This window comes from Pseudomonas veronii (genome assembly GCF_002028325.1).
GTDB classification, from domain to species: domain Bacteria; phylum Pseudomonadota; class Gammaproteobacteria; order Pseudomonadales; family Pseudomonadaceae; genus Aquipseudomonas; species Aquipseudomonas veronii.
In genome coordinates this window covers 2,797,743-2,824,356 of sequence record NZ_CP018420.1, presented here as the reverse complement: position 1 = coordinate 2,824,356, position 26,614 = coordinate 2,797,743, and the positions used below count along the sequence as shown (strand labels likewise).

Annotated in this window: 26 protein-coding genes; 4 read left to right on the top strand and 22 right to left on the bottom strand. The window is 59.9% G+C overall.

Going from position 1 to position 26,614, the window contains the following annotated elements:
* Positions 1-4: 4 nt before the first annotated feature.
* The 4 genes from PverR02_RS13160 to PverR02_RS13145 are packed head-to-tail and all read right to left on the bottom strand — an operon-like array spanning position 5 to position 3,249.
* The gene (locus tag PverR02_RS13160; RefSeq protein ID WP_046488453.1) at positions 5-670 is read right to left on the bottom strand and encodes a methionine ABC transporter permease; all 666 of its coding nucleotides are present in this window, start codon (positions 668-670) and stop codon (positions 5-7) included.
* The gene (locus tag PverR02_RS13155) at positions 667-1,413 is read right to left on the bottom strand and encodes a methionine ABC transporter ATP-binding protein (protein WP_079443584.1); all 747 of its coding nucleotides are present in this window, start codon (positions 1,411-1,413) and stop codon (positions 667-669) included. The genes PverR02_RS13160 and PverR02_RS13155 overlap by 4 nt, the downstream gene beginning before the upstream one ends.
* A complete protein-coding gene (locus tag PverR02_RS13150; RefSeq protein WP_057004850.1) occupies positions 1,410-2,204 on the bottom strand; it encodes a MetQ/NlpA family ABC transporter substrate-binding protein in 795 nt (264 codons plus the stop codon). The genes PverR02_RS13155 and PverR02_RS13150 overlap by 4 nt, the downstream gene beginning before the upstream one ends.
* A 13-nt stretch (positions 2,205-2,217) precedes the next feature.
* The gene (locus tag PverR02_RS13145) at positions 2,218-3,249 is read right to left on the bottom strand and encodes an isopenicillin N synthase family dioxygenase (RefSeq protein ID WP_079443583.1); all 1,032 of its coding nucleotides are present in this window, start codon (positions 3,247-3,249) and stop codon (positions 2,218-2,220) included.
* A 471-nt stretch (positions 3,250-3,720) separates the two neighbouring features.
* Between PverR02_RS13145 and PverR02_RS13140 the strand changes: the two genes are divergently transcribed.
* From PverR02_RS13140 to PverR02_RS13125, 4 genes are all read left to right on the top strand, one after another.
* A complete protein-coding gene (locus PverR02_RS13140) occupies positions 3,721-4,437 on the top strand; it encodes a winged helix-turn-helix domain-containing protein (RefSeq protein WP_046383821.1) in 717 nt (238 codons plus the stop codon).
* A gap of 4 nt (positions 4,438-4,441) precedes the next feature.
* Positions 4,442-5,197, top strand: a complete 756-nt coding sequence (locus PverR02_RS13135) for a YuxH family protein (RefSeq protein ID WP_079443582.1) — start codon at positions 4,442-4,444, stop codon at positions 5,195-5,197.
* 30 nt (positions 5,198-5,227) lie between these two features.
* On the top strand, positions 5,228-5,899 hold the full coding sequence (locus PverR02_RS13130; RefSeq protein WP_079443581.1) for a winged helix-turn-helix domain-containing protein: 672 nt from the start codon (positions 5,228-5,230) through the stop codon (positions 5,897-5,899).
* Between the two features lie 256 nt (positions 5,900-6,155).
* Positions 6,156-7,547: an undecaprenyl-phosphate glucose phosphotransferase gene (locus PverR02_RS13125; protein WP_046383824.1), complete on the top strand. Its 1,392-nt coding sequence runs from the start codon at positions 6,156-6,158 to the stop codon at positions 7,545-7,547.
* 38 nt (positions 7,548-7,585) lie between these two features.
* On the opposite strand, the gene PverR02_RS13120 is transcribed toward PverR02_RS13125, so the two are convergent.
* From PverR02_RS13120 to PverR02_RS13035, 18 genes are all read right to left on the bottom strand, one after another.
* Positions 7,586-9,661: a YjbH domain-containing protein gene (locus PverR02_RS13120; protein WP_079443580.1), complete on the bottom strand. Its 2,076-nt coding sequence runs from the start codon at positions 9,659-9,661 to the stop codon at positions 7,586-7,588.
* The gene (locus PverR02_RS13115) at positions 9,658-10,425 is read right to left on the bottom strand and encodes a capsule biosynthesis GfcC family protein (RefSeq protein WP_046383826.1); all 768 of its coding nucleotides are present in this window, start codon (positions 10,423-10,425) and stop codon (positions 9,658-9,660) included. The genes PverR02_RS13120 and PverR02_RS13115 overlap by 4 nt, the downstream gene beginning before the upstream one ends.
* The gene (locus tag PverR02_RS13110; RefSeq protein WP_046383827.1) at positions 10,422-11,081 is read right to left on the bottom strand and encodes a YjbF family lipoprotein; all 660 of its coding nucleotides are present in this window, start codon (positions 11,079-11,081) and stop codon (positions 10,422-10,424) included. Before PverR02_RS13110 ends, PverR02_RS13115 begins: the two co-directional genes overlap by 4 nt.
* Before the next feature lie 13 nt (positions 11,082-11,094).
* Positions 11,095-12,207: a polysaccharide biosynthesis/export family protein gene (locus tag PverR02_RS13105; RefSeq protein ID WP_079443579.1), complete on the bottom strand. Its 1,113-nt coding sequence runs from the start codon at positions 12,205-12,207 to the stop codon at positions 11,095-11,097.
* An 88-nt stretch (positions 12,208-12,295) separates the two neighbouring features.
* Entirely contained in the window at positions 12,296-12,535 is a 240-nt protein-coding gene (locus PverR02_RS13100) for a hypothetical protein (RefSeq protein ID WP_046383829.1), read from the bottom strand.
* Between the two features lie 240 nt (positions 12,536-12,775).
* Entirely contained in the window at positions 12,776-14,185 is a 1,410-nt protein-coding gene (locus PverR02_RS13095) for a mannose-1-phosphate guanylyltransferase/mannose-6-phosphate isomerase (RefSeq protein ID WP_079443578.1), read from the bottom strand.
* A 22-nt stretch (positions 14,186-14,207) separates the two neighbouring features.
* Positions 14,208-14,666, bottom strand: a complete 459-nt coding sequence (locus PverR02_RS13090) for a GDP-mannose mannosyl hydrolase (RefSeq protein WP_046383831.1) — start codon at positions 14,664-14,666, stop codon at positions 14,208-14,210.
* A gap of 5 nt (positions 14,667-14,671) precedes the next feature.
* Positions 14,672-15,880 carry a glycosyltransferase WbuB gene (locus PverR02_RS13085; protein ID WP_046383832.1) on the bottom strand — a complete coding sequence of 403 codons (1,209 nt, stop codon included), beginning with the start codon at positions 15,878-15,880 and terminating at the stop codon, positions 14,672-14,674.
* Positions 15,880-16,857 (bottom strand): GDP-L-fucose synthase, encoded by a 978-nt coding sequence (fcl, locus tag PverR02_RS13080; protein ID WP_079443577.1) that lies wholly within the window; start codon positions 16,855-16,857, stop codon positions 15,880-15,882. Before fcl ends, PverR02_RS13085 begins: the two co-directional genes overlap by 1 nt.
* Positions 16,858-16,859: 2 nt before the next feature.
* Positions 16,860-17,981 (bottom strand): GDP-mannose 4,6-dehydratase, encoded by a 1,122-nt coding sequence (gene gmd / locus PverR02_RS13075; RefSeq protein ID WP_046383834.1) that lies wholly within the window; start codon positions 17,979-17,981, stop codon positions 16,860-16,862.
* 69 nt (positions 17,982-18,050) lie between these two features.
* Positions 18,051-18,986, bottom strand: a complete 936-nt coding sequence (locus PverR02_RS13070) for a glycosyltransferase family 2 protein (protein ID WP_079443576.1) — start codon at positions 18,984-18,986, stop codon at positions 18,051-18,053.
* Between the two features lie 42 nt (positions 18,987-19,028).
* Positions 19,029-19,616 carry an LbetaH domain-containing protein gene (locus PverR02_RS13065; protein WP_046383836.1) on the bottom strand — a complete coding sequence of 196 codons (588 nt, stop codon included), beginning with the start codon at positions 19,614-19,616 and terminating at the stop codon, positions 19,029-19,031.
* The gene (locus PverR02_RS13060; RefSeq protein WP_046385314.1) at positions 19,613-20,758 is read right to left on the bottom strand and encodes a glycosyltransferase; all 1,146 of its coding nucleotides are present in this window, start codon (positions 20,756-20,758) and stop codon (positions 19,613-19,615) included. The genes PverR02_RS13065 and PverR02_RS13060 overlap by 4 nt, the downstream gene beginning before the upstream one ends.
* 28 nt (positions 20,759-20,786) lie before the next feature.
* Positions 20,787-22,109, bottom strand: a complete 1,323-nt coding sequence (locus PverR02_RS13055) for an O-antigen ligase family protein (protein ID WP_046383837.1) — start codon at positions 22,107-22,109, stop codon at positions 20,787-20,789.
* On the bottom strand, positions 22,087-23,319 hold the full coding sequence (locus PverR02_RS13050) for a glycosyltransferase family 4 protein (protein ID WP_079443575.1): 1,233 nt from the start codon (positions 23,317-23,319) through the stop codon (positions 22,087-22,089). Before PverR02_RS13050 ends, PverR02_RS13055 begins: the two co-directional genes overlap by 23 nt.
* A 1-nt stretch (position 23,320) precedes the next feature.
* On the bottom strand, positions 23,321-23,914 hold the full coding sequence (locus PverR02_RS32950) for an acyltransferase (RefSeq protein WP_269432655.1): 594 nt from the start codon (positions 23,912-23,914) through the stop codon (positions 23,321-23,323).
* Positions 23,904-25,151 (bottom strand): polysaccharide biosynthesis protein, encoded by a 1,248-nt coding sequence (locus PverR02_RS13040; protein ID WP_227778854.1) that lies wholly within the window; start codon positions 25,149-25,151, stop codon positions 23,904-23,906. The genes PverR02_RS32950 and PverR02_RS13040 overlap by 11 nt, the downstream gene beginning before the upstream one ends.
* A gap of 62 nt (positions 25,152-25,213) precedes the next feature.
* Positions 25,214-26,551, bottom strand: a complete 1,338-nt coding sequence (locus PverR02_RS13035; protein ID WP_079443574.1) for a UDP-glucose dehydrogenase family protein — start codon at positions 26,549-26,551, stop codon at positions 25,214-25,216.
* Positions 26,552-26,614 lie beyond the last annotated feature (63 nt).

Sequence of the window (26,614 nt, the reverse complement as noted above, 5' to 3'; positions counted from 1 at the left end):
AGGCTCATCGGCGATGCGCCAACGACCTGACGCAGCGATCGCCCAGGCTTTGCACGCCCTGCACGAGCACCACCAACACCACCACCGTCACCACCATGATCTGGTTGTTGAAACGCTGGTAGCCGTAGCGAATCGCCAAGTCGCCCAACCCACCGCCGCCGATCACCCCGGCCATGGAGGAAAAGCCGATCAGCATCACCAGGGTCAACGTGACCCCGGCCACCAGCGCCGGCAAGGCTTCGGGCAGCAGCACCTTGAAAATCACATGGCGGATATCGCCGCCCATGGCCACGATTGCCTCGATGCGGCCCTTGTCCACGTCATCCAGGGCGGTCTCGACGATGCGTGCGAAAAACGGAAAAGCACCGATGGTGATCGGCACCACCGCCGCCGTGCTGCCCAGGGTGGTGCCGACAATCAGGCGGGTCAGCGGAATCAGCGCGATCAGCATCACCACAAACGGTAGCGAACGCCCGAGGTTGATCACCGCACCCAACGCACGGTTGAGCCTTGGCAGCGGGAACAGCCCACCCGCGCGGCTGATAAACAGCAGCACGCCCAATGGCAGGCCGATCAACAAGGTGAACAGCCCCGCCAGCAGCACCATGTACAGGGTTTCGCCGGTGGCGTTGAGCAGCAGTTGGAGAACTTCATTCCAGTCGGTTTTCATCCCGCCCTCACCACCTGCAGGTTGGGCGCCAGCGCACGGCCCAGGCGCGAGGACGGGTCGGCCTGCAGTTGCAGCAGCGTGCCGCTTTCCACCACGCGCCCCGCCGCCAGGGAAACCGCGCTGTCGCAGATCGCCTTTACCACGTCCAGCTCATGGGTGATCAACACGATGGTCACCCCCAGTTGCCGGTTGATATCGCGCAACAGCGCCAGGATCGAAGCGGTGGTTTCCGGGTCCAGGGCGCTGGTGGCTTCATCCGACAATAAATACGCCGGGCGCGCGGCCAGTGCGCGAGCGATGCCGACACGCTGCTTCTGCCCACCGGAGAGTTGCGACGGAAACGCCGCCGCCTTGTCGCTCAAGCCAACCAACGCCAGCAACTGCGCCACCCGCGCGACGCGCTCGGCCTTGGGCACCCCGGCAATCTCCAACGGCACCGCGACGTTATCCGCCACGTTGCGCGAGTGCAGCAGGTTGAACCCCTGGAAGATCATGCCGATGCGCTGGCGTTGCTGGCGCAGCGCCTTGCCGGTTAACCGGGTCAGGTCCTGGCCATCCATGAGGATGCGCCCGGACGTCGGCCGCTCCAACAGATTAAGGCAGCGCAGCAACGTGCTTTTACCGGCGCCGCTGCGGCCGACGATGCCGAAGATCGAACCATCGGCGATCTGCAACGACACGTTGTCCAGCGCCGCCGGCTGGCCGTCGGCGTAGGTTTTGCTGACCCCCTCGACGACGATCATTCGAGCGCCACCGGGATCACCGAACCGGCATATTTCTCGCTGATGAACTTGGCCACCGCCGGCGAGCGCAGGTCTTTGGCCAGTTGCTGGATGCGCGGGTCCTGCGCCAGTTTGGGCGTGGTCACCAGAATATTTGCGTAAGGGTTGCCCTGAGCCTTCTCCAGCCCCAGCGCATCCTTGGCCGGTTGCAGCCCGGCTTCCAGAGCGAAGTTGCCATTGATCACTGCCAGGTCGACATCCTCCAGCGCCCGGGGAATCTGCGGCGATTCGATTTCCAGGATCTTCAGGTGCTTGGGGTTCTCGGCGATATCCTTGGGGGTGGCCTGGTCCTTGGACGCATCGTTGAAGCCCGGCTTGAGGGTGATCAGGCCATTGGCTTGCAACAGGTACAGGGCGCGGCTGAGGTTGGTGACGTTATTCGGCACGGCGACGGTGCCTTTGTCCGGCACCTGGTCGAAGCGGGTGTGGCGGTGCGAATAGATCCCCAACGGTTCGATATGCACGGTGGCGGCTACCGCGAACGTCTGGCCGAGCGCCTGTTCCTGGGCCTTGAGGTACGGCAGGTGCTGGAAGTAATTGGCGTCGACATCGCCATGGGCCAGCAACTCATTGGAGTTCACGCCGCTGGGGATCTCGATGATGTTCAGCTTCAGGTCCGGGTCGAGCTTCTGCACGTATTCGAGGATTTGCGCATGGGGAATCGGGTCGGCGGCGACGCGCAAGGCATCGGCGGCCGCCACATTGAAAGCGCTCAGCAAGGCCGCCAGGGTTAGTGTGAAGGTCTTCAACAGAGTGATCTCCTGATCAGGCGGACAGTGCATGGGGCAGTGTGGCGTCGGCGTAGAAACGCTGGGCCACATCTGGGTGGGAACGCAGGCGGCCCTTGAGGTAGTTCCAGCCGACGTCGCGCAGCAACGGGTTGCGCGGGTCGCTGGTGGGGCCGTGGGCATCGCGCAGCAGTTCGGGCGCCAGCGGGTACACCGGCACCACCGCATCCAGCTGCGCGCCGAGGAAAAACGCCAGGGACACGCGCTCGCGGCCCACCGGCGGCGACACCACGCGGTGGACCGTGGCGCGCAGATAGCCGTTACTGGCCAGCTCGAGCAATTCGCCGATATTCACCACCAGCGTGTCGGGCCGCGGCGCGGCGTCGATCCAGCGCCCCTCCTCCACTTCCACCTGCAAACCGGCCTGCTGGTCTTGCAGCAGGAAACTCAGGAAGCCGGAGTCCTTGTGCGCGCCAACGCCCTGGCGACTCTGCCCGGCGTGGCGACCGGGGTAGCGGATCAGCTTGATATGTTCGTTGGGCTTGTCGCCGTACAGCGCGTCGAACGCATTTTCGGGCAGGGACAAGGCCTGGGCGAACGCGCGCAGCAGGCGCAACGACATCCGGGTCATTGCGTGCTGCCAGGCCAACACCCGAGGTTTGAACTCGGGCAGCGCCGCCGGCCATTGATTGGGGCCTTGCAGGCGCGCCCAGGCCGCGGGGTGTTGCGCGACGGCCAAGGGTTCGCGCTCGGCACCAACGTCGAACTGCTCACGCAGGTCCGGCTGGCCCCGGGTGATTTCCGAGGCCGCGCGGTTATAGCCGCGAAAGTGCGGAGAGTTGATCATCCCGACCGCCAGCTTGTCTGCCTCGGGCAAGGCGAAAAAAGCCCGCGCCTGCTGCTGCACCTCGGCCAGCAATGCCGGGGCGATACCGTGACCGGTGAGGTAGAAGAAGCCGACATGCCGCGCGGCAAAACGCAGCTCATCGAGAAACGCGCTGCGCTGCGCCGGGCTGCCATCGAGCAGCGACAGGTCCAGCAGCGGCAAGGCGGTGATTGATTGCAGCATCGGCGGCTCACTCCATGAACGTCTTGGGGGAGCGACCAAGCTAAACGATCTTAAAAAACGGTAATAAATACCTTTTTAGAATTAGCTTAAGCCGTCGTCGGGTCCGGGAGGACCGCGCAGGTAAAGCGCAGAATCGACAGCACCCGGCAGGCGTCGGTGGCAAATTCCTGGCGGTTTAAGGCAATTAGTCGCCCCCTCACCTGGCCTCATTTATAGAAAAAATTAAATCGCCATTGGCCTAAAAACCAATTGACCTAAGATACTTATCGCACACTAACAATCTGCACTAGCATATGTGTACACCCATGCAAACGCCGCACCCGCAACACCTCCCTCGCACCCCGCTGCAGCCTTTAGAATAAAGCTACGAATGTTAAAATTTGTCACGTTTTGGCGGAATCAATTCGATTAGTATCTAACGCTAGCAGCGATTGAACTGTCGGCCTTGCATGCCAGAAAAGGGAGTAGGTGATGCATTTTTCCAACGTCCTCGCTATTGCACGGACTACGTCTAAAACTGAGGATTTCAGAGCACTTATAGTTCGCACTGTACCGAATGATTTAAAAGTCGATACACGCAGCTACGGCCAACTAGTCGGTCATCATGAAGATCACGCCGATTATCGCGCCATCGTCATAGAAATCGACACGCCTTCTGCCAGCAGTCAAACCCTGGACATCATAAAAAAAACCAGGCATAAAAACCCGACTGGCCTGATAGTTGTCTTCATCACGTTCGCCTCTACTCAAAGTAAAACCAAATATTATTTGGCCGGCGCGGACTACTGCCTAAAAGTCACCGAAACCTCCCCTGAAGAAAAGTTGAGTTTAGTCGAGGCGTTTCTCAATGAAACGTATCGCTTGGACTGCTGCAAACTTATTCTCGATCAGGACCGGATGTGCATTTACGGCAACGGTCAGAAACTTGAGATTTCCTTCATCGAAATGAAAGTTCTCGAGGCACTGATCTATAACCGACTGCTCAGTCACGATGAAATTGCCAATGTTATGGGGCTCAACACCAAATTCTACGACTCCCGAGCCCTGGAAAAATCCATCAGCCGCCTGCGCAGCAAAATCAAGGCGCGCTATGGCGAAAATATCATTCAGAACATCCGTGGCTACGGTTACAAGTTGAGCCGTGGGATTATTTCCGCCCAGTATTTGCACCCAACCCAGGAGAGATAGCATCGTGAATAACGAGAAAATATCGCCTGTCACAATAGCCCAACCCAAGCTCTTCAGACAAGCGATAGTTGAGCGCAGTTGCGCACTTTGGGGCAATGAGATTCGCGTAACCAGCGCACATAATCTGCTCAATCTCCCAGAGCATTCGCAGCCTTTGTATCGCGCTCAACTTAAATGCGCCTACCGTGACGCCCTGTCGCGCATCGACCCACGCATGACTGCCGATTTCAGCCATTTACCACTTGCTTCTGCACAGCCGGTGACTCATAAATTTCTACGCATCGAGCAATCAGCGCTTATGTCCGACGACACGCTCAAGGAACTTATCCAGGTAGCGCATGTCTTGGAAAGCTATAAGCAGCAACTCGTTATCACTATAGAAAACCCCTTGGACGCACTTCCCGGCCCCACAGAACGCCGCGCGATGGTGCGCCAACTGTATAACCTCAAAGACCGCAGCAGTATCAAGCTTGCCTACAATAACTACACTCTGGATACAAAGCAGGCCGACCTATTGATCGAACTGAAACTCTATGACTATATAAAAATGCCATTTCCGGATGTGCTCCTGAGACTCAGCCTGAATATACGCTCAGATCTGTTCGACCGGCTCTACGACCGCATGTTAGAGCTGATAAGCACCAGCCGAGCCTCATTCATTGCAGACAAAGTTGAATTCTCTGACAGTGCAACACTCGCTAAGCGTTTGCCTTTCAATTACTTTCAGGGCGGTTATTACTCGCCGGCCGAAAATGTATAACACTCAACCCATAGGATCATGGTAACCACTATGAGCTCACTCAAAAAACACCTATCCACCGCTACGCCCACCTTTATTCCGCTGCCCGACTTTGCGTCGCATGCGGAGTTACTCTATGGCGATATAGCTTGCCCGCCGCGAACCAAGACAGCAGAAACCCAGGCAACCAGCACGCCATTGTTTGGCAACCAGTATTTCAATTCGCACTACACTAACAATTCAACGATCGAAAAACCCGACAGCGCCAATAACGCATCAACGCCGGCCATTTACAAAACATTGCAACCCTACAATAAACTGGAACTAAACGTTCAACTCCACAGCACCGACAGGCCTCAAAAAGCGCTGGCGACCCTCACCGAAAAACCTCCGCTACAGGCACCCGACTACTGGACCTTTACACAACATGACCGAATGTTGGTCAAGGGTGGTTTACGCATTTCCTTGACCACGATCGAGTCAGCACTTATCAAAAAAATGTTACACCATGAAGAACGCGTGGTGAGTAAAGAAGAACTTATTCGCAATATTGGTCGCGAACCGGAGTTGTATCGCGGCCTGGAAATGTGCCTCAGCCGACTTCAGGAAAAATTCAAGCGCGTCAACGATGGCGAGCGTTTGTTCCGTTCGGTGAGAAATCGGGGCTATTGCTTGACCCAGAGGATAAAAAACCCCCTGGAACTCGCCCAGCAGCTTCGCTGAAAAAAAATATAATAATTCCAGAGTCGTTAATCTTGGCGTTGATCACGCTCCACTCTCTGCCTTTTTATAACAATCCGTCTCACCCAACAGCCACTTAACTATCGCTATGTGCCTGTTATAACTCGTCAGCTACTGCCCCCTGCCGTTGATTAATATCAATCTGTGCGCGCCTACGCGTGCCTGTCTATTTGGCTGTTTCAATGCCACGCCTCGCTTAAGCCTGCCACCATGAGTGGTCACCACTGGGAGCAGTAGTATGCTGAATAACCGGAGAATGCATCGTAACCTAACACCCAAAGGTCTGACCTTTTGGGGGCAGTGGACGCTGGCGTCAAGTTTGGTCGTCACACTGTTATTTGCATTGGTTATTTTAAAGACTGGCCAGCTGGAATATCCCTACCGGGTATTGGCTGCCTTTAGCATATTGGCCTCGATCCCGGCCTATATGTTATGTGACGTCTACAGCAAGAAAGATGATTACGCGGTGGGACTGGGCCGACTCTTCATGGGTTGGTTACTTACCCTGCTGATACTGGTTGCGGTGGGTATTGCTTGCAATGCTAACGCGTTGTTCCCCATCGAAATCCTGCTACTATGGGCGGCGATTAGTTATGCCGTGCTGGCGCTCTGTTACATCCCGATCCACAGTCTTTCCCGCTATTACCACGGGCAACTTCACGAGCGACATAAATCGCTGATCGTGGGTACCGGTAAACTTGCTGCCGACCTGGCGAAAACACTTTCCCGGCAAAAACGCTCACCGTTGGTCGGCCTCGTCGGCGCCACGGCGACTGCAGCCCCGGGCGTGCAATCGCAGATACTCGGCGAGCTGCCGGACCTCCCGCAGTTGATCCGGCAGCACGGCATCCGCAGGCTGTACATCACCCATTCGCTGCAGGAAGCCACCCATATCGAGGCGCTGTACATCAACCTGCTGGAGATCAGCGTCGACGTCATCTGGGTCCCCGACCTCAACAACATGCTGCTGCTCAATCACTGCGTGGCCGAGGTGGACGGCCTGCCGGCGATTTTCCTCAATGAAAGCCCGCTGACCAGCCGTCCGACCGCCGCACTGAGCAAGTCGCTGCTGGACAAAAGCGTGGCCTTGCTCGCGCTCATCCTGCTGAGCCCGCTGCTGTTGCTGTTCGCCGTGCTGATCAAACTGACCTCCCCCGGTCCGGTGATCTTCAAGCAGGACCGTCACGGCTGGAACGGTCAGGTGATCAAGGTCTGGAAGTTCCGCTCGATGCGCGTGCATGACGACCACGAAGTACGCCAGGCCAGCCGCCACGATTCACGCATCACCCCCGTGGGGCGTTTCATGCGCCGCACGTCCATCGATGAACTGCCGCAGTTGTTCAACGTGCTGCAAGGGCACATGGCCCTGGTCGGTCCAAGGCCCCATGCGGTTGCGCACAACGACTACTACTCGGGGAAGATTCACGCGTACATGGCGCGCCACCGTATCAAGCCCGGTATCACGGGGCTGGCACAGATCAACGGGTGCCGGGGCGAGACCGAGACCCTGGAGAAGATGCAAAAGCGCGTCGACATCGACCTGCGCTACATCAACACCTGGTCACTGTGGCTGGACATCAAGATCCTGCTGAAAACGCCGTTCACACTGCTGTCCAAAGACATTTACTGAGGCAAACAAAGGGGGACTTCACGTCCCCCTTTCCTTGTCTATTCAGTGATCTTCTCGAAGTTCCGATAGAACAGATCACTGTCGCGGCCATCGGTCATCGTATGCAGCGAATACGCGCGATTGAGGCGCGCGCCGCCATCGCGGGTCAGCGGTGCCCACACCAGATTGGCGCGGCGCATCGTCGACAGGCTCATCAACTCATCAAAGGGAATTGACAGGTAAAGGCCTTTGTCGAAGCTGCCTTCGCCAAAGGCTTCTTTTGACGCGGTGGTGCGGGTGACCCAGGCGCCAACCCGCACGCCATTGTTGAACTCGCGCGACAAGTCCAGGGTGGCGCCCCAGTCCCGGGCCAGGTAGCGACCGACACTCAGCGCACCCTGTGTGTTGAACGGCAAGTCGGTGTAGCCGGTGATATGCCCCGTGACCGTGCGGTAGTCGCGCAGGCTGAAGTCCTGTTCGAACCCGCGCTGGCGCACGTAGTTCAGGTCGGCGCCCAAGGCCCAGCGCTGGCCCATCGGCCGGTACAGCACCTCACTGCCGACACCGGCGTACATCGATTCCAGCAACCCGCCGTAGACCATGCCATACAGGTCCTGATCCAGTCGCACCGCATGGTTGAGCTGGAACGTCGGCACGGTCACGTCAGAGCTGGTCATGTACTTGCGCAGATCGGTACGCACGCGCGGCAAGCCGCTGGGCGCGTCGTAGGTGAAGCCATCGTAGTTGTTCAGCAGGTTGACGCTGAGCAGGCCGCTCCACCAGGTGTTGCGGGTGAAGCGGTATTCGGCGTCGAGGTCGGCGGAAATCTGATACAGCAGGCCATCCGGCCCGCCGACGTTCTGCTTGTAACCCAGCCCGACGCCGTAGCTCAGGGGCTTGGGCGCTTGGGTGTAAAGCAGCGTTTGCGCCGGGGCGCTGGGCGGGTTGACTTCGGTCTGGCGATGCAGGGTCTGCAGGGACTCGCGTTGGCTGACCACCTCGCGGAACGTCTCGCGGGGCACGCTGGTTTCTTCGATCGGCATGGCGTACCGCTCGCTCACCAGGGTGAACCAGCTGATCTGGTCATTGACGCTTTCGTCCAGGATACGGCTGGCGCGCCCCACGGCCTTGGCGCTGTAGAAATAGCGCTGCTGCTCGCCATACACCAATAACTCAGGGCCGCGCTGGGCAATCCGCTGCACGTTATAGCCGGCATTGTCCTGCAAACGCTTGGACACCGCGGCCCAATCCACTTGATCCATCGCGACGCTCGGCGCCTGGGCGGGCAGCTTGGGGGCCGGCGGGTCGTAGGTTTTGACCGGCGCCTTGCGGCTGACGAAATTGGTGTGCAGGGTGATACCGAACATCGCCGTGTTGCCGCGCTCCCACGCGGCACTCAGGTCGACGGAGTCGGCCACCTTGTAAACCAGCCCGAGGTTGACCGGCGAGTCCTGGCGCAGATGGTTGTTTCGAGGCTCGTTCTGGTAGTCGTTGCCCTCGTATTCCAGCTTGAGGCTCAACGGCGCCCAGGGTGTCTGGTAGGCGACGCCGCCAAACAGCGCGGGCCGGCCGCGGAAGTAACCGTTGGAGAAATTGCCGGAACCTTCGGCGGTGGGCCGCTCGTTGAAGCGATCACTCAGCGCGCCCAGCGGGTTGCCGAAATCGCCCCGGCTGCCCAGGTAACCCCAGGCGATGCCCGCACTGAAATCGAATTCGCCATAACGCTTGTTGGCCACCAGGTACTCGCTGGAAAACAGCCCGGTGCCGCCCAGGTCGAGCATCCCCAGCGCGACCTGGGGCAACCAGTGGCTTTCCTCGTAGAGACGCACTTTGGCGTCGACGGCCTTGTCCTTGTAGCTCTGGCTGCCACTGAACGATTCGGGGCCATAGGGGCGGTTGGTGATGGCGGTGTAGCGAAAGGTGCCTTCGAGCCAGTCCAGCGGTTGCGCGGAAAAACTGTAGCGACTGTAAGGTTCGGTGCGGTTGGCATTGACGCTGAGTTCGCCGGCCGGGGCCATGCGTGCGGTCGGGGTTTGCAACAGCCCGACCCCGCCAAAATCACTCTGGGTGTAACGCGGATCGCCGTGCGCGACGCCACAGGGCACCAGCAGCACGGCTGCAATACATAATTTCAAGGCGTGACCTCAGCCAGGGGTTGGGTGGCAAGAAACTCGGCCAGTTGTTGGTTCAGCTCAGGGGTGGGCGGTTCCAGGTCGTCGCTGCGCAGCGGCACCAGCAGCGTGCTGCCCGGTGCAGGCGCGGCCGCCGTCTCGCGGTTCCAGGGGGCAATGCCCAGGCGCGTGACCAGGCCGTCGGGCTGGATCAGCCACAGATAGTCGACATCGGCCCCCGCCACCGCCGGGCATTCGTCGAGGTAATCGCGTGCCGCCCGCATCGGTTGGAACACCAGGGTGCAAGGCTGCGCGACCGCGCCCAGGACGCGCACACCTGCCGGCCTGGGCGGGTAGATCAGTCGATCACCGTCGCTGACCCGCAGGTTGGGCGCAAAACCGACCTCCACCGCCACCGGGTCCAGCATCGCGCGTTGCCGGCCGGTCACCGGCAAGGCCTGCACCTGTCGGTAAACGCGCGCCGCCAAGTCGGCCCGGCTGTCGTACCCGGCGGCCAAGGCAGCCTGGCGCAACGTATCCAGGTCAAACAGCACACCGGCTTTGAGCCGGGCCTGGGGCTCGATCAATGGCTGGTGCAGCCAGGCCGCCGCCAGCCAATAGCCCTGGGCATCCGGTTGTGACGCGATGATCGCGTCGAGCAAGCGCGCCTCGGGCGGCAGGGCGATCGGCCCGGGGTGCAGGACTTGGCCGCTCACCGTCAGGGCGGCGTGGCATGCACTGGCACAACTCCACAACAGCGCCAGCGCCCATCGTTTGCGGGCGGTCATCGGGCCTCCTTGCGGGCGGGTTGCAGTTGGGTGATTTTCAACGTGAGGCGCGGGCTGAGGTGCTGTTCGCTTTGCACAATGAAGCCGTCAGTGGGGTCGACCCAATAACGGTTGCGCGCACGAAACCCCAGGGCCTCGGCTTCGATGTCCTCATCGACGCGCAACAAGGTGTAAGGCTTGTCGAGGATCTCGAGCGTCTCCATGCCCTCGCGGGTCAGGCGGCTGGTGACGGTGATGCCGACGCGATAGCCATCCACCAGGTCGATCTGCCGGCTGCTGCGGTAGCCGTCCGGCACGCGGTGCAGCCCCTGCTGGAACGGCGACTGCCCTTGCCAGCGCGTGCCATCCAGATCAGTGCCGAGGCCAACGGTACGCACCACCAGGCCATCGCGCATCAATAGCACCTGTTTGCCGGAGGCGACCCAGAACTGCAGGTCGTCGCGCTGACGAATCAACGCCATCACGCCTTCGCTGGACACCGTGGTCACTTTGATCTGGGGAAACGGCACGGCGTCCACCTGGGCCTGGCTCAGCACCAATGGCGCAGGCCCGACGACGGCCGCCTTGAAGGTATCGAGCGAGGCCTGCATCAGTGGATTGCAGCCGCACAACAGCCACGCAAGGCACACGTAAATACCGGTTTTCACACTGTTCACGCAGGTTCCACCCTTATCGGCTGTTGGCTTCGCTCAGGTTGTTTTGGGTGGAAGCACCGGTGCCGATGATCGAGGCGGAAGGTATCAACTGACTGATGACCCGGTTCCAGCGGGTGATATTGGCGGGGCCGACGAACACCACGTCCTGGGGCTGCACATCGAAGCGCGTGGCCAGGGCCATGGCTGCCGGGGAGCCGGCTTGCAGATGGAAGACCTTGGCCGGTTGCGTGTCCAGATTCTGTGCGCCGCGGATCACGTAGATCGCATCGGCGTTCGAGGTGTTCTGGTTGATGCCACCCACCGAGCCCAACACATCCGTGAGGTTCATGCTGCGTGTCTTGAAACTCAATGCGCGGGGCTGCATGACCTCGCCCATCACATAGATGCGCTTGCGGTCGTTGTAGGGCAGGTACAACTGGTCACCGTCCTTGAGGTAGATATCGTTCAAGCGCGACGGGTTGAGATTGAACGTGTCCAGGTCGAGTGTGTAGCGCTTGCCGCCGCGGGTCAGCGTGAGGTTCGAGAGGTCGGCATTGATCGGATCGACACCGGAAGCACCGATGGCCTCCATGACGCTCATCGGGGTGGTGGTGATCGGTACAGGCCCAGCCTTGAGCACTGCCCCGGTGATCACCACTCGCTGGCTGGCAAAACGCAGCACGCTGATATCCACCTGGGGGCTGTCGATGTACTGACGGAGCTTATCGGTGATTTCACTGCGCAGCGCCGCGAGGGTGCGGCCCTTGGCAACCACTTCGCCCACGTAGGGGTAGAACAGGTTGCCGTCGGGGTTGACCAGGCGCCCGTTGGCATCGATTTGCTGCTGCGGACCGGAAGGCGCAGTCAATTCCGGATGGTCCCAGACCGTGATGTACAACGCATCATTTGGGCCGATCAAATAGGGCCCGGGTTTATAATCGAGCAGTTCTTTGGGAAGCGCATAAGAGACTTGAGTCGCCGCGTCCATGGCCAGCAACTTTGGAGTAATCGGGATCAACTCCACGCGACTGCTTTCAGCACCGCCCTCCTTGGTCATTGCCTCGGTGTCCATATATTGACCGGGCGCAAACATGCAGCCTTGTAACAATGCGGAGGCCACGACCGCCACAGAAAAAATACGCATCATAGTGCTAAGACACTCGCGATAAACGACAAGAAAAAAAGACTACTTGGGAGGGGTTTCCAAGCAGTCTTATAAAGCGGAAGGCGTTCTGTTAGTTGCCGGTACCGGTGGTACCCGTGGTGCCAGTGGTGCCTGTGGTGGTGCCTCCATTGGCGCTGCCACCGCTGCTGGACGCGGCGGCGACGCCCGCGACCAGGGCCGCGCCGACCAGCAGGGTTTCCCCCACCGTCACAGAGCCGACCACCGCGGTACTCAGGCCAAGCGGCAACTCGGCAGCCATGGCAGAAGTACTCAAGAGACTGAGCACAATAATAGCCAGTTGTTTTCTCATATCAGACTCCTTATCGATAGTGAGCATTTAGCAAACGAGCGGGTGCCGCTGAAATACACCTTGATAGTGCCACTCAAGTAAACAACGCACCAGCCCGGACATTACCCGGAAAGTTGAACGTATTCGTTCGAAAATAACATTTCTCGAAGCCAGCCCCCGTGTATCAACACGTTGAGGCCGCGAAACTAACAAGGCTGGCGGTTTAACATCGGAGCAAATGTTATTAATTGTCGGAAAACCTCAGGCCCGGCCGTACTTGTCTTCGAAACGCACAATATCGTCCTCGCCCAGATAAGAACCCGACTGCACTTCGATCAATTCCAGCGCAATCACGCCAGGGTTCTCCAAGGCATGCACCTGGCCAATGGGGATGTAGGTCGATTGGTTCTCCGAAACCAGGTACGTCTGTTCGCCATTGGTGACCTTGGCCGTACCGCTGACCACGATCCAGTGCTCCGCACGGTGATGATGCATCTGCACCGACAGCTTGGCGCCGGGCTTCACGGTGATGCGTTTGACCTGGTAGCGGTGGCCGCTGTCGATGGCGTCATACATGCCCCAGGGCCGGTAGACCTCACGATGGTTGAGGTGCTCATGACGCCCGTCGCGCTTGAGTTGGTCGACAATGCCCTTGACCTGCTGCACCTGGTCCTTGTGCGCCACCAGCACCGCGTCCTTGGTTTCGACGATGATCAGGTCCTGCACGCCCACCGTGGCGACCAGGCGGCTGTCGGCGTTCACGTAGGTATCGCGGGTATCCAGTTGCAGCACATCGCCCTGCAGCACGTTGCCGCCGTCGGTTTTCTCGCTGGCTTCCCATAACGCCGACCAGGAACCGATATCACTCCAACCGGCCTGCAACGGCACCATGATCGCGTCGCTGGTTTTTTCCATCACCGCATAGTCGATGGAGTCGTCCGGGCAGGCGGCGAATAGCGCCTCATCGACCCGGGTGAACAACTGATCCTGGCTACCCGCGGCCAACGCCGCGCGGCAGGCCGTGAGAATCGCCGGCTGCAAGCGTGCCAAGGCGTCCAGGTAACGGCTGGCACGGAACATGAACATGCCGCTGTTCCAGTAATGATCGCCCCGCGCCACGTAGTCGGCAGCGGTGGCGGCATCCGGCTTCTCGACGAAACGCTTCACCGCATACCCGCCCTCGCCCACCGCCTCGCCCTGCTCGATATAGCCGTACCCGGTGTGCGCGCTGGTCGGCGTGATGCCGAACGTCACCAGCTTGCCGGCCTCGGCCAGCGGCAGCGCCACCGCGAGGCTGGCATGAAACGCAGGAACATCTTCAATCAGATGATCCGCCGCCAGCACCAGCAGGATCGGGTCGCGGGACTCGTCGAGCGCCTTGCAGGCCGCCAGCGCAATCGCCGGCGCGGTATTGCGCCCCATGGGTTCGAGCAGGATGCTCGCCTGCTCCATGCCCAATTGACGCAATTGTTCGGCCACCAGAAAACGGTGCTGCTCATTGCAGAGCACTTGCGGCAAGGCGACATCCGCGCCCTCCAGACGGCCGATGGTCTGCTGCAACATCGACAGGCTTTTATGGGTCAGGCGCAAGAACTGTTTGGGGTTCAGTTGCCGCGAGAGCGGCCACAGGCGCGAACCCGAACCGCCCGCCAAGATCACCGGTAATAACATGAACGCGTCCTTCGATAGAGGGTCAGAAATAGGCACGGGTGTTCTCGTGTACACGTGGGCTGTAGCGCAGCTCATCCAGCGGCCACCAGCGGTAGTGCCGATGCTGCTCGGTGGGCGGTTCCAGGACCTGATTCTCGGCAAGGGTCAGGCAATAACCCAGCACCACGTAGTGGGTGTCCGGGCCGTTCCCGGCGTTGGCGAAGACGCTGTCGTCGTAGAAGTGCTCGAACACACCCAGCAGCTGCGCATCGGCGCGTTCGAAGGTGTGGCCGAGTTCTTCGTGGGTCAGGCGGCGGAAGGCGTCGTCCAGGGTTTCGTTTTTCTGGATGCGCCCGCCGGGGACGAACCAGAAGCCATAGGCCGGCCGGTTGATCCGCAAGCCCAGCAACGTATCGCCGTTGGGTTTTCTCACGATCAAGTCGATGGCCACCAACGGCGTCGACGTCACGACCGTATTGAAGGTCGGTAAATCAAGCCACATAAGCGTCAGACCTGTGCCATAAAGCGTTGGAGGACACGCTCTTTATCGAGAAAATCCGCGGCGTAGTTCAACGCCACCCTGTTGCGCACAGGCAATGCCAGCACCCGCTCGATCCCTGCATTCAGGGCGCTGACCGATTCGGGTTCGACCCGCACGGCAATGCCCGGATGCTCGTCGCACAGCCGGCCAAGGGTGGTGTCGGGGTCGGCGGTGATGATTGCATTGCCGCCGACGGCCAGAATATTGGTCAACTTGGAGGGCAATACCGAATCCGCCGCGCCGCGTTTCTGGATCACCAGGTGGACGTCCGCCGAGGCCAGCAGCGCAGGCAAGTCTTCATACGCCTGCAACGGGGCGAAGACCACGTTATGCAGGCCCTCGCTGTGTGCGCGCTGCAGCAGGCGGGCCTGGCCCGCGCCCTGGCCGACGATCAGAAACACCAGCTCCGGCCGATGGACGTGAGCCTGGGCGGCATCGAGGATCAGTTCGAGCCCCTGCTTCTCGCCGATGTTGCCCGAGTACAACAGCACCCGCTTTCCCGCCGGCACGCCGAGCCGTTCCAGCAGCCCGCTGTTGCGCGGTACATCGAGGAAACGCTCGGTCTCCGACCAGTTGGGAAAGAACAGCAGGCGCTGCGCCTCGACGCCTTTGCCGGCCGCCTTCTCCAGCATGCCGCTGGATATCGTCGAGACCCGGTCAAAGCGCCGCAGCAAGCCGCGCTCCACGCCCCACGCGAGTCGCCGCAGTAACGGGCTGCCGCCCAGGCCCAGGCCGAACATCGCATCGACTTCATAATCCTGGATATGCAGCACGGACTTGGCGCCACACAGCCTGGCCAACAACAAGGCCTGGGGCGCGCAGAACAAGGTCGGCACCACCAGGATGACCAGGTCCGGCTTCCAGCGCAGTTGCGCCAATACCGCCAGGCACGAACTGGCGGAAAAGCTGATCAGGTGCAGCAAGCGCTTCAGCGCCGTGGGCTTGCGCGGCACGTACAACGGGCAGCGCACCACCGTCACGCCGTCGACCTGTTCGGTGCGAAAACGCCACGCCGAGTAGCCCTCGCCGACCTGCCATTGCGGGTAATACGGCGGCGCCGTGACTACCCGCACCGCGTGGCCCTTGCTGGCGAGCCAGCGCGCCTGTTCACCGCTGTACTTGCCGATGCCGGTCAGCTCGGGGCTGTAGTTGATGCCATACAAAAGGATCTTCATTAATGGCCCCGAGGCTGTTCGAGGGCCGCGAGATACGCGTTGTAGGCATCGCGCAGCCCCTCCTCCAACGGCACGTAGGCTTCCCAGCCGAGGGCGTTGATACGGCTGACATCGAGCAACTTGCGCGGCGCACCGTCGGGTTTGCTGGTATCGAACCGCAAACGGCCCTTGAAGCCCGTGACCCGGGCCAGCGCCTCGGCCAGTTCGCGGATGGTGCAATCCACGCCGGTGCCGACGTTGACGTGGGAACGCATGGGCTCGGTGTGTTCGCCATAGCCCTCCTGGCTGAGTTCCATCACATGCACGCTGGCGGCCGCCATGTCATCCACATGCAGGAACTCGCGCCGTGGCGCGCCGCTGCCCCAGATCAGCACTTCTTCGTCACCGCGCTGTACCGCCTCATGAAAACGGCGCAGCAAGCCGGCGATCACATGGCTGTTGTGCGGGTGGTAGTTGTCACCCGGGCCGTACAGGTTGGTCGGCATCACACTGCGGTAATCGCGCCCGTGCTGGCGGTTGTAGCTTTCGCACAACTTGATGCCGGCGATCTTGGCCACGGCGTAGGGTTCGTTGGTCGGTTCCAGCGAGCCGGCAAGCAGCGCTTGCTCGGTCATCGGCTGGGCGGCGAGCACCGGGTAGATGCACGACGATCCGAGGAACAACAACTTGAACACCCCATGAGTGTGGGCGGCGTGGATCACATTGGCCTGGATCATCAGGTTCTGGTAGATGAAATCGGCGGGGTACGTGGCGTTGGCGTGAATCCCACCGACCCTGGCCGCCGCCAGGTACACCTGGTCGACCCGTTGTTCGGCGAAATACGCGTGCACGGCCGCGGGGTCCAACAGGTCCAGTCGATCGCGGCCGGCGGTGAGGATCTGGGTATAGCCCAAGGCCCAGAGGCGGCGCACGATGGCCGAGCCGACCATACCGCGATGGCCGGCGACAAAGATCCGTGCGTTCAGATCACGTGCCATGCTCAGTTCTCCACGGCAATCGGCGCATCGTGGCCGTGCAGGCGCAGCAACGCATGGCGCCGCGCGATTTGCAGGTCTTCGCGGACCATCTCCGCACACATCTGCTGGGCGCTGATTTCCGGCACCCAGCCCAGCTTCTGCTTGGCCTTGGACGGGTCGCCCAGCAGCGTCTCGACTTCCGCCGGGCGGAAGTAGCGCGGGTCCACCCGCACAATCACGTCACCCACCAGCATGCCGGGCGCCAGGTCGCCGTCGATGTGCTCGACCACCCCGACTTCCTCCACGCCCTCGCCGACAAAGCGCAAGCGCAGCCCCAGTTCCGCCGCCGACCAGCGAATGAAATCGCGCACCGAATACTGCACCCCGGTGGCAATCACGAAGTCTTCGGGGCTGTCCTGCTGCAGCATCATCCACTGCATGCGAACGTAGTCCTTGGCATGGCCCCAGTCGCGCAAGGCGTCCATATTGCCCATGTACAGGCATTGCTCCAGGCCCAGGGCGATGTTGGTCAAGGCGCGGGTGATCTTGCGGGTGACGAAGGTTTCGCCACGACGGGGCGACTCGTGGTTGAACAGGATGCCGTTGCAGGCATACAGCCCGTAGGCTTCGCGGAAATTCACGGTGATCCAGTAGGCATACAGCTTGGCCACGGCATAGGGCGAGCGCGGATAGAACGGCGTGGTTTCCTTTTGCGGGGTTTCCTGCACCAGCCCGTACAACTCGGACGTGGAGGCCTGGTAGAAGCGGGTCTTCTTTTCCAGGCCGAGCAGACGGATGGCCTCGAGGATGCGCAAGGTGCCGAGGGCGTCTACGTCGGCGGTGTATTCCGGCGAATCGAAGCTGACGGCCACATGGGATTGGGCGCCGAGGTTATAGATCTCGTCCGGCTGGATCTGCTGGATGATGCGCGTCAGGTTGGACGAGTCCGCCAGGTCGCCATAATGCAGGATCAGGTTTTTATGCAGGGCTTGGGGGTCTTGGTAAATGTGATCGATGCGCTGGGTATTGAACGACGAAGAGCGGCGTTTCAAGCCATGCACGACGTAGCCTTTTTCCAGCAACAGTTCCGCCAGGTAAGAACCATCCTGCCCGGTAATCCCGGTAATAAGCGCGACTTTTTTCATGTCAATCTCCCAAATAATAGGCGAGCGAAGGCCGACACCCGAACTTGGGTGTTTGTTAAAAACGGTCAGTTATTTCGGTATGGGCAGCGTCAAGTTATGTCCGGTCAACTTTGAAAGTTCGCGGACGATTGAGTCCTTATCGTCTAAGTGAGCGATCGCGGTTTCCAGTTCAAGCACCTTGGCGCCCACCAGAAAGCGGTACCAGTAACCTTGCAGCAAGTGATAAACCAGGCCGCTGCGGCCATCGAGAAAACCCAGTTGAACGATGTAGCGCCAGAGGAAGTACGCCGTCGAACTCAAGGTAAACGGCACGCGGTTATACACCCGGTTTTTAACCAGGCGCTTGAGCTTGGCCTGGAACGAACTGTGGCCCTCATTCAATTCATGGCGCACCGCAAACAACCCCAGGCGCGAGTTGATGATCTCAATCGCTTCACGGGTCGCGTACTGGTTGTGCTTGTGGGTGAAGAACGTCAAGTCGTGCAGGTTGTGATCGGCAAACCCGCCCTCCAGGGTGATGGTGCGACCCTCGGCCACCGAGATGTGCTCGTCCATCCAGCGATCTTCGATGCGCCCCTGCCCCGTGCGCCACAGCCGCAGCATCTTCAACGGGTAGCGGCCGCCATGGCGCACCCAACGGCCCATGAAAATATGCTTGCGCTTGAAGTTGATGCCGGTGATGCCCTGGTCCAGCGCCGGCAGCCGCGTGTTGATCTGCGCCGCCAGGTCGGCCTCGATGATTTCATCGGCATCCAGGCGCATCGTCCAGTTACCGGTGATCGGCAAATTATCCAGCGCCCACTGGAACTGCTTGGCCTGGTTGACGAACGCGTGCTGCACCACCAGGGCGCCGTGGCGCCGGGCGATCTCGCAGGTGTCGTCGCTGGAGAACGAGTCGACCACCAGCACTTCGTCGCTGAAGGCGCGCACCGACTCGATCGCGCGGGCGATATGCAGGCTTTCGTTGTAGGTGAGGATGATCACACTGACGGTTTCGCGTTTCATGTCAGCCACCGTGCAGGTGAGGCAGGTTATGCGGTGCGGTCATCAGGCTTGACTCCCTTGTCGTGGTGCAGGCTCTTGCAGATGCTGGGTACGCTGGCCGATAAGCCGGGTCGGATGCCCGGCATGCACGGTCCACGCTTGCGCGATGTTTTTGATGACGAGCGCGCGGGCGCCCACGACGACGCCATCGGCAATACACACGCCCAGCGTGATAAAGGCATCGGCACACACCCATACGTGCTCTCCGAGCACGATCGGTTTGGCGTAGAGTTGAAAGTTGCGACTGTTGTAGTCATGCGACCCGCCGCACAAATGCGCGCCCTGGGAAATCACGCTGTAACGCCCGATAGAAATCAGCGCCATGTTGTAAATATTGGTGTCATCGGCAATGCCGACATGGTCACCCAGCTCGAGATTCCACGGCGCCCACACTTTGGCCCGCGGATAAACATGCACACCCTTGCCCAGGCGCGCGCCGAACAGCCTCAACAGAAACGCCCTCCACCCATGAAAGGGACGCGGGCTGGTACGGAATAGCAGCACATAGACCGTGTTCCACAGCTGCCGCCGCAACCGATGGGACAATGAAAATGAAGCGGCGCGATACGGATCATTGCCTTGGAGAATCATGCAAGGCACTCCCGCACGATCTCCAGCAAACGCTGCGCGCCGCGTTGGATATGAAAGCGCTCGGTAAAACAGCGGCGGGCGCGCCCGGACATGTCCGCATACTGCTGCGGGTCGAGCCGCAACCAACGACGCAGGTTATGCACGGCGCCCAGTACCGTGTCGTCGCTCACAAAGCCAACCGCGTCGGCTTCGATTTCGCGCCAGATGTTGACCTTGTTGCTGATCAGCACCGGTTTGCCGCAGGCCAGCGCCTCCGCCACGACCACGCCGAAATTCTCCTGATGGGACGGCAGGCAAAACACCTCGGCGGCGTAAAAGGCGCCCCATTTCGCGGCGCCCTGCAACATGCCCGGCCACGTCACGCGGTCGGCGATCCCCAGTTCCACGGCCTGCGCCTGCAGCGCCTGCACCCAGCCGCCTTGATCGGGCCCGGCCATGACCAGGTGCAAGCGTTCGTCTTCGCCAGCCACTTGGGCAAAGGCTTGCAGCAGGTGGTCGCAGCCCTTTTTTTCGTGGATGCGGCTCAGGAACAACAGCACCCGTTTGCCCTTCAACACCGGATGCTCATCAACAAAGCGCTGCGCCAGCGCTGCACCGCCCGCCGGCGGGCTGGAGGTGCCATAGGCGGTGACCGTCTCTTTGGCGCGGTACAGCCAAAATGACTCGCGCGCACGGATTTTCTCTTCTTCACTGGTAAACACCACGCGCTGGGCATCCCTCAATACGCGGTATTCACCCCATGGCCAGTACAGCCATTTCTTCAAATGCTTGAGCGGATATGCGTGCTTGAACCAGGGGTCGAGCATGCCATGGGTATAAACGATGTAAGGCCGCCCCAACTTGTGCAGGACCTGGCGCGCAATAAACCCGTGGTACTGCCACAAACCGTTGACGATAAAAAAATCGTAGTCACTGGCGTGTTGTTCCAGCCATTGGCGGATCCTGGCGTTTACGCCATACCCAAACAGGCTCGGCCCCATGAAGTGAACGGTTCCCGGGTAGTCGACGGCGAAGTCCGCATCCAGCGTCAAGACATCCACGAGATGCCCGTTCTGCTGGAGAATCTTGTCGATTTCACGGGCAGCGTTGATGGGGCCGCCCTTTTCCGGTTTAACCGAAGAGATGATTCTTAATAACTTCAAGTGCTGTCCGCTCATCCGTTGAATTGATTCAAGTCTTCTTGCAAGCGGCAAGAATCAGGCAGGCGTAGAACACGCCAAAGGCCAGGAACGTGCCCTGCATGGTCATGACCCCATTGAATAAAATCGGCGCCAGGAAACCGCACAGCAGCAATGGAACGCCGGTGCCCTGCCTGATCAGCGCTTTATAGGCTTTGAGCAGTAACCAGATCAGCAAGAAGATCCTGAACAGGATAAAGAGCGCCCCGATGGGAAGGCCCAGTTCCAGGATGATCCGCGACCATTCATCTTCGGCCAGCAAAAAACCCGCGCCTTGCTCGCGCCCCGCGCGCAATATCGCCGAGGCGGCATTCGTACCCGAGCCGATGCCGTGTCCCCAGAGCGGTGCATCGTCGATCACGCGAGTGAACGCATACAGACTGGAGAATGCCCGGGTCACCGGCGAACCTTCACTGGCGACGGCACTCCGGTTGCGTTCGACGAGAATCTGGTAACTGTCGGACGACATGAAAATCAGCAGGCTGACAAACAGTGCCGCCACCAGGAAAAACAGCGACAACAGGTTTCTTTGCGATTTCTTGATCAAGGCGACCATCAAGGCCGCCAACAGCACGATGGCGGCATACGCATAGATGGCCCGCGATCCGGTCAAGAAACACATCACCGCCACCGAGATGGCCGACACCGGGAACAACAGGTATCGCCCGGCAAACACTGCGCGGAACAAGGCCCGGTCGAAAATCGCCGCCACCAGGAAAGCAAAGCAGGCAGACACGTAAACAACGTGCCCGGCGGTGAACGTGAACGTCCCATACGGCCGGACAACCCCGTCGGCGATCATGAAAATGAAGTCATCGTCCCCAATGCCTTTATTGACGAAGGCTTGCGGCCCGGACGAATACTGCATGACCACCAGCACGCTGATGGGAATCGCCGCAAACAGCGTGATCCGGGCAAAACGGTAGACATCGGCCAACTGCAGGGTTTTTCCGGCAACGAATATCAGGGGGAAATACAGCAAGTAGTTCCTGACGCCATAGCCGTAGATGACCAGCCCTTCAGGGCTGCTCAACAAAAATGCGGAGACCAGAACAAAGAACACCACCAACAACATGACGAAGTACGCCGACAGCAGGTTCTTGGAAAAAAAGCCGAACCTGAACGCGTACCAATAGATATAGAGAACGATCGGATCCTTGATGAAATAGATGGCCGAGCTCAGGCCCGGCAGCAGCCACTTGCGCAAAACCCCTTCAAACAAAATGAACAGATAGATCAGGACAAACGCACTGACCACGCGCTTTCTGTAACGCTCCTTCAGGCTGGACAGCTCAGGGTTGGCCAAGGATTGCATCCAGCACCTCCTTGGCGTAGGTGTCCCAGGTCGTCCTACCTGCCGAGAACACCGCGTTGTGCTTCAGCGCACTGAGTTTTTCACTGTCATCGGCCAGCTCGACCAGACGGGCAGCAATGGCCTCGGCGGAACGGATCGGCACCACATACCCGTTGAAACCGTCGATGATCAAATCCGCCGCGCCACAATTCTGCGAAACGATGACCGCCGTCCCCGTGGACAGTGCCTCGCCCACCACCAGGCCGAACGCTTCGGCGAGTGAAGGCAAGACCAGCACGTCGGCCGCCAGCAATTGGCGGATGACCTGATCGTGGGGCGCCGAGCTGAGCCAGCGATACTTCTTCAGCTCGCTATTGAGCGCCTGGTTACGCCCATTGGCATAGTCGGCACCGATGACGGTGACATCCAGAGCAACGCTGCCCGACGCGATCTTCAGCGCCTCGAAAAAATACGAGATGCCCTTCTGCTGGGTCAGCGCACCGACAAAAATCACTCTGAGCGGCCCCCCGGCCCGGACATTCACCTCTTTGTGGACCATCGGTGCGGGTGCGCCATAGGGGGTCACCGCAACTTTGTGGTGGGCGATGCCGGATTCACCCAGGGTGCGTTTGGCAAACGTGCTGGCCACGATGATCCGATCCGCCAACGCCAGTTCGGCGGTCTGCTTGCGGATGGTGGTTTCGCTGAGGTTGGGAATGCTCGCCCGCCACGCGGGGTTCGCTTCACGCTCATGGTCCAGCATCCCGCACGCGTAGGAAATGGAGCCGAAGGCCGCCTCATAATTGAGCGTGATCCCGCCAACCGCCTTGGCGGCGGTGAACAGGGCCTTGCACTTGCCGTCATAACCGTACACTTGGCTGGGTTTGCACGCGGTGTTGTACAAGAACTGCGCGCTGGCCCGATCAATGTGTTCGTACACATTTTCCGGGCAGAACATCCCGATGTTGCGCTGCGTAAGGCTGTACCACTTCAACTTGTCACAGAGCACGCGAGGCACATCGTAGCGCGGGTAGCTGTGCAGCAACGCACCGTCGACCATGTCGAACGTGCGCCGCAGGCACTCTTTGCCGACGACCGGAAGACGGCAAAGCCAAGAGTCTTTATGCAACGCCAGCGAGCTATGGAACGAATGCAGCAAGCGCCGTTGATTCAACGCACCCAACAGCGCGCGAACGTTTTGATTACCCACCGGATGAGCGACCAGGATCATCTTATTTACCCATCCAGGCTTCAACCACGGCACTCGACCTGACCGGGCTGTAGGTGAACGCGCACTCGGCGCGACGTTTGATCGCGACCGCCGGGTTACCCGCGACGATCGTGAAAGGCGCTACATCGCGGGCAACGACACTGCCCGCACCGACCACGGCGCCTTCACCGATGGTCACCCCCGGCAAGATGATCGCGCCCGTGGCAATCCACGCGTAATCGCCAATCACCACCGGCGCGACCTTCAACCGCCAAGCGGGATCGTCCACGCCGTGCGTGCCCGTCAGGATTCGCACACCGTCATTGATCGCAACATGCCCGCCAACCTTCACGGGGGCGTGCAATTGGATAAACGTGCGCTTGCCGATAAAACTGCCCGCGCCGATGCTGAAACGGCCGACGGCGCCTTCAAACTCCGCATCGTTGATCATCACCAGCGCACCGATGGTCGCGCCCTGTCGGCGCAGCCGGCACTGGCGGTGGTTGGCCTGGAGCAATCGGCTGAGCAGCAGCGCGCGCTTGGCCAGGTATTTCAACCCGACGAGCTTGAACGGGCTCACCTTCAGCCGGTGCTGGAACAGGTAATTAATTAACACGGGCCATCCTCTGTTCAAGACGATAAAACCCGCGTTTGGCAAAGCAGAACAACACCCCTTCCGTGGCCACCAGCACATAACAGACACCCAGCAGTCCGAAGTCTTGAGCCAGGCAAAAAACCGCGAGCACACTGACCATCGACACCAACATGAACACCACGGCAAACGCCGAGTAGGAAGCGGTTGCCATCATGGCCACCCAGTACACCTGCCACGCCACATGCGTCAGTGCGCCGACAATCAGTACCAGCATGACGGTTGCCGAGTAATCCGCCTTTCTGCCCGACCAGACATCGAATATCGACCCGCCGAATACCACGATCAGCGCACCCATCACACAGGCAATGGGCAGTGAAAACCTCAGCGCATAACGAATCATTTTCCTGACCAACTGGTTGTCACCGACGGAGAATGCATAAGAGATTTCCGGCCAGATCGACTGATTCACCACCGTGGAAAACTGCACCAACACCCTTGAGATCGTTCGGTAAAGACCGAATATCGCGGCATGGGCCGGTGACAGCAGTATCGACAACAAAATCGTCAGCCCTTGAACATTCAGCGCCAGCCCGATCGGAAAGGCCAAAGACGCCAGCGAGGGTCTGATCAAGGTGATAAACGCCCGCTTCCCGACCACCGAAGGATCGAAGCGCAAGCTGATGCCCAGCCGATCGGCCAGCAGATTCTTGACCACAATTCCGCTCGAACGGACGATCAACAGCGCCAGGCTGGTGGCAACCAGGCTATGGGTGAGATACGCGCACAGTAAGGCGGCCGACCATTCCAGCATCCTGATCACATTCATGATGAAGGACGACAAAGGCAGCGCCTTGGATGCGCGGTAACGTATCGAAACCATGTTGGTCAGCAGGCACAGCAACGAATACCCCGTCAACGCCGAGAGGATCAACACCCCATCGCCGCTCCGGATGGACTTGAGATTGAGCAGGCTGAACAGGTCGAAAAACGCCAGAGAGCCAACAGCCAGCAATAACACGCTAACCCCCACCAACAGTAAAAACGCAAAGCTGGTGCTGTAGACCGCACTGGCAACCTTCAACCGGCCTCGCTCATGCCATATCACCACCTTGCTCGAGGCGGCGGTGGTTACCCCCAGGTCGGATAACGCCAGGTAGGTGGGGATCGCGGACAGCACGACCCATTCGCTGTAGGCGCCAAACCCCCAACTGGCGATCAGGACCGGGACACTCACCAGTTGGATCAGCAGATTGACCACCTGACCAAACGAGTTGGCGCCAATGCCGTTGACGACTCTTTTAAGCACACTCATGGGAGGACCTATACCGTATTGAGAGGTCGCCCAATGGAAATGTACTCAATGCCTTTCTTCAGCACGCTGCCGGGGTCGAACAGGTTGCGTCCGTCAAAAATCAACGGCTGTTTGAGTTGCCGTTTGATCACGTTGAAATCCGGCGCCTTGAATGCCTGCCACTCGGTGACGATCATCAATGCATCCGCACCTTTGAGGGCTGCCTCCTGGGTGCCGCACAAGCGCAAGTCGTCGCGGTCGCCATAAATGCGCTGGGTTTCTTCCATGGCTTCCGGGTCATAGGCCTGCACCTTGGCGCCCGCGCGCCACAAGGCCTCCATCAGCACCCGGCTGGGTGCTTCGCGCATGTCATCGGTGTTGGGTTTGAAACTCAGCCCCCAGAGCGCAAAGGTCTTACCCGCCAGCTCGCCGTTGAAGCGACTGGAAAGCTTGTTGAACAGGGTCTGTTTCTGTTCGGCATTACGCCGTTCCACGGCCTTGAGCAGCGTGGCATCGAAGTCGATGCCGTCGGCGGTCTGGATCAACGCCTGGACATCTTTGGGGAAGCACGAGCCGCCGTAACCGACGCCCGCGTAAAGAAACTGATAGCCGATGCGCGGATCGGAGCCGATCCCCTGGCGAACCATCTCGATATCGGCGCCCAAGCGCTCGGCCAGGTTGGCCATCTCGTTCATGAAACTGATCTTGGTGGCGAGCAGGCAGTTGGCTGCGTACTTCGTCAGCTCGGCGCTGCGTACATCCATCACGATGATTCGGTCGTGATTGCGATTGAACGGCGCATACAGCTCGCGCATGACCGCTTCGGCCTGTGGACTGGCCGTGCCGATGACAATGCGGTCCGGCCGTGTGCAATCGGCAACCGCACAGCCTTCCTTGAGAAACTCCGGGTTGGACACCACCTCGAAGCTCAAATCACTGCGGTCGCGCTGAGCCAGCATGGCCGCAATACGCGCGCTGACCTTATCGGCCGTGCCCACCGGGACGGTGGATTTGTCGATGATCGTCAGCGCCGCGTCCATATGCAGACCGATGGTTTCAGCCACCGCCAGCACGTACTTGAGGTCCGCAGAACCGTCTTCGTCGGGAGGCGTACCCACGGCGATAAACTGCACTTCGCCATGCTTGACCGCGGCCACGCCATCGGCGGTGAAGTTCAGGCGACCGGCAGCATGGTTGTCCCTGACCAGGGCCTCCAGGCCAGGTTCATAGATCGGAATATGCCCCTGATTGAGACGTTCGACCTTCGAAACGTCGATGTCGATGCAAAGCACGTCGTGACCGACGTCAGCAAGTACCGCGGCCTGGACCAGGCCGACATAACCGATGCCAAAAACTGTAACTTTCATAGCGTTTCTCTTTGAACCTGCGGCCAGTGGTAAAAAGGCTGCTCGTTGGACGTCGATTGCCGG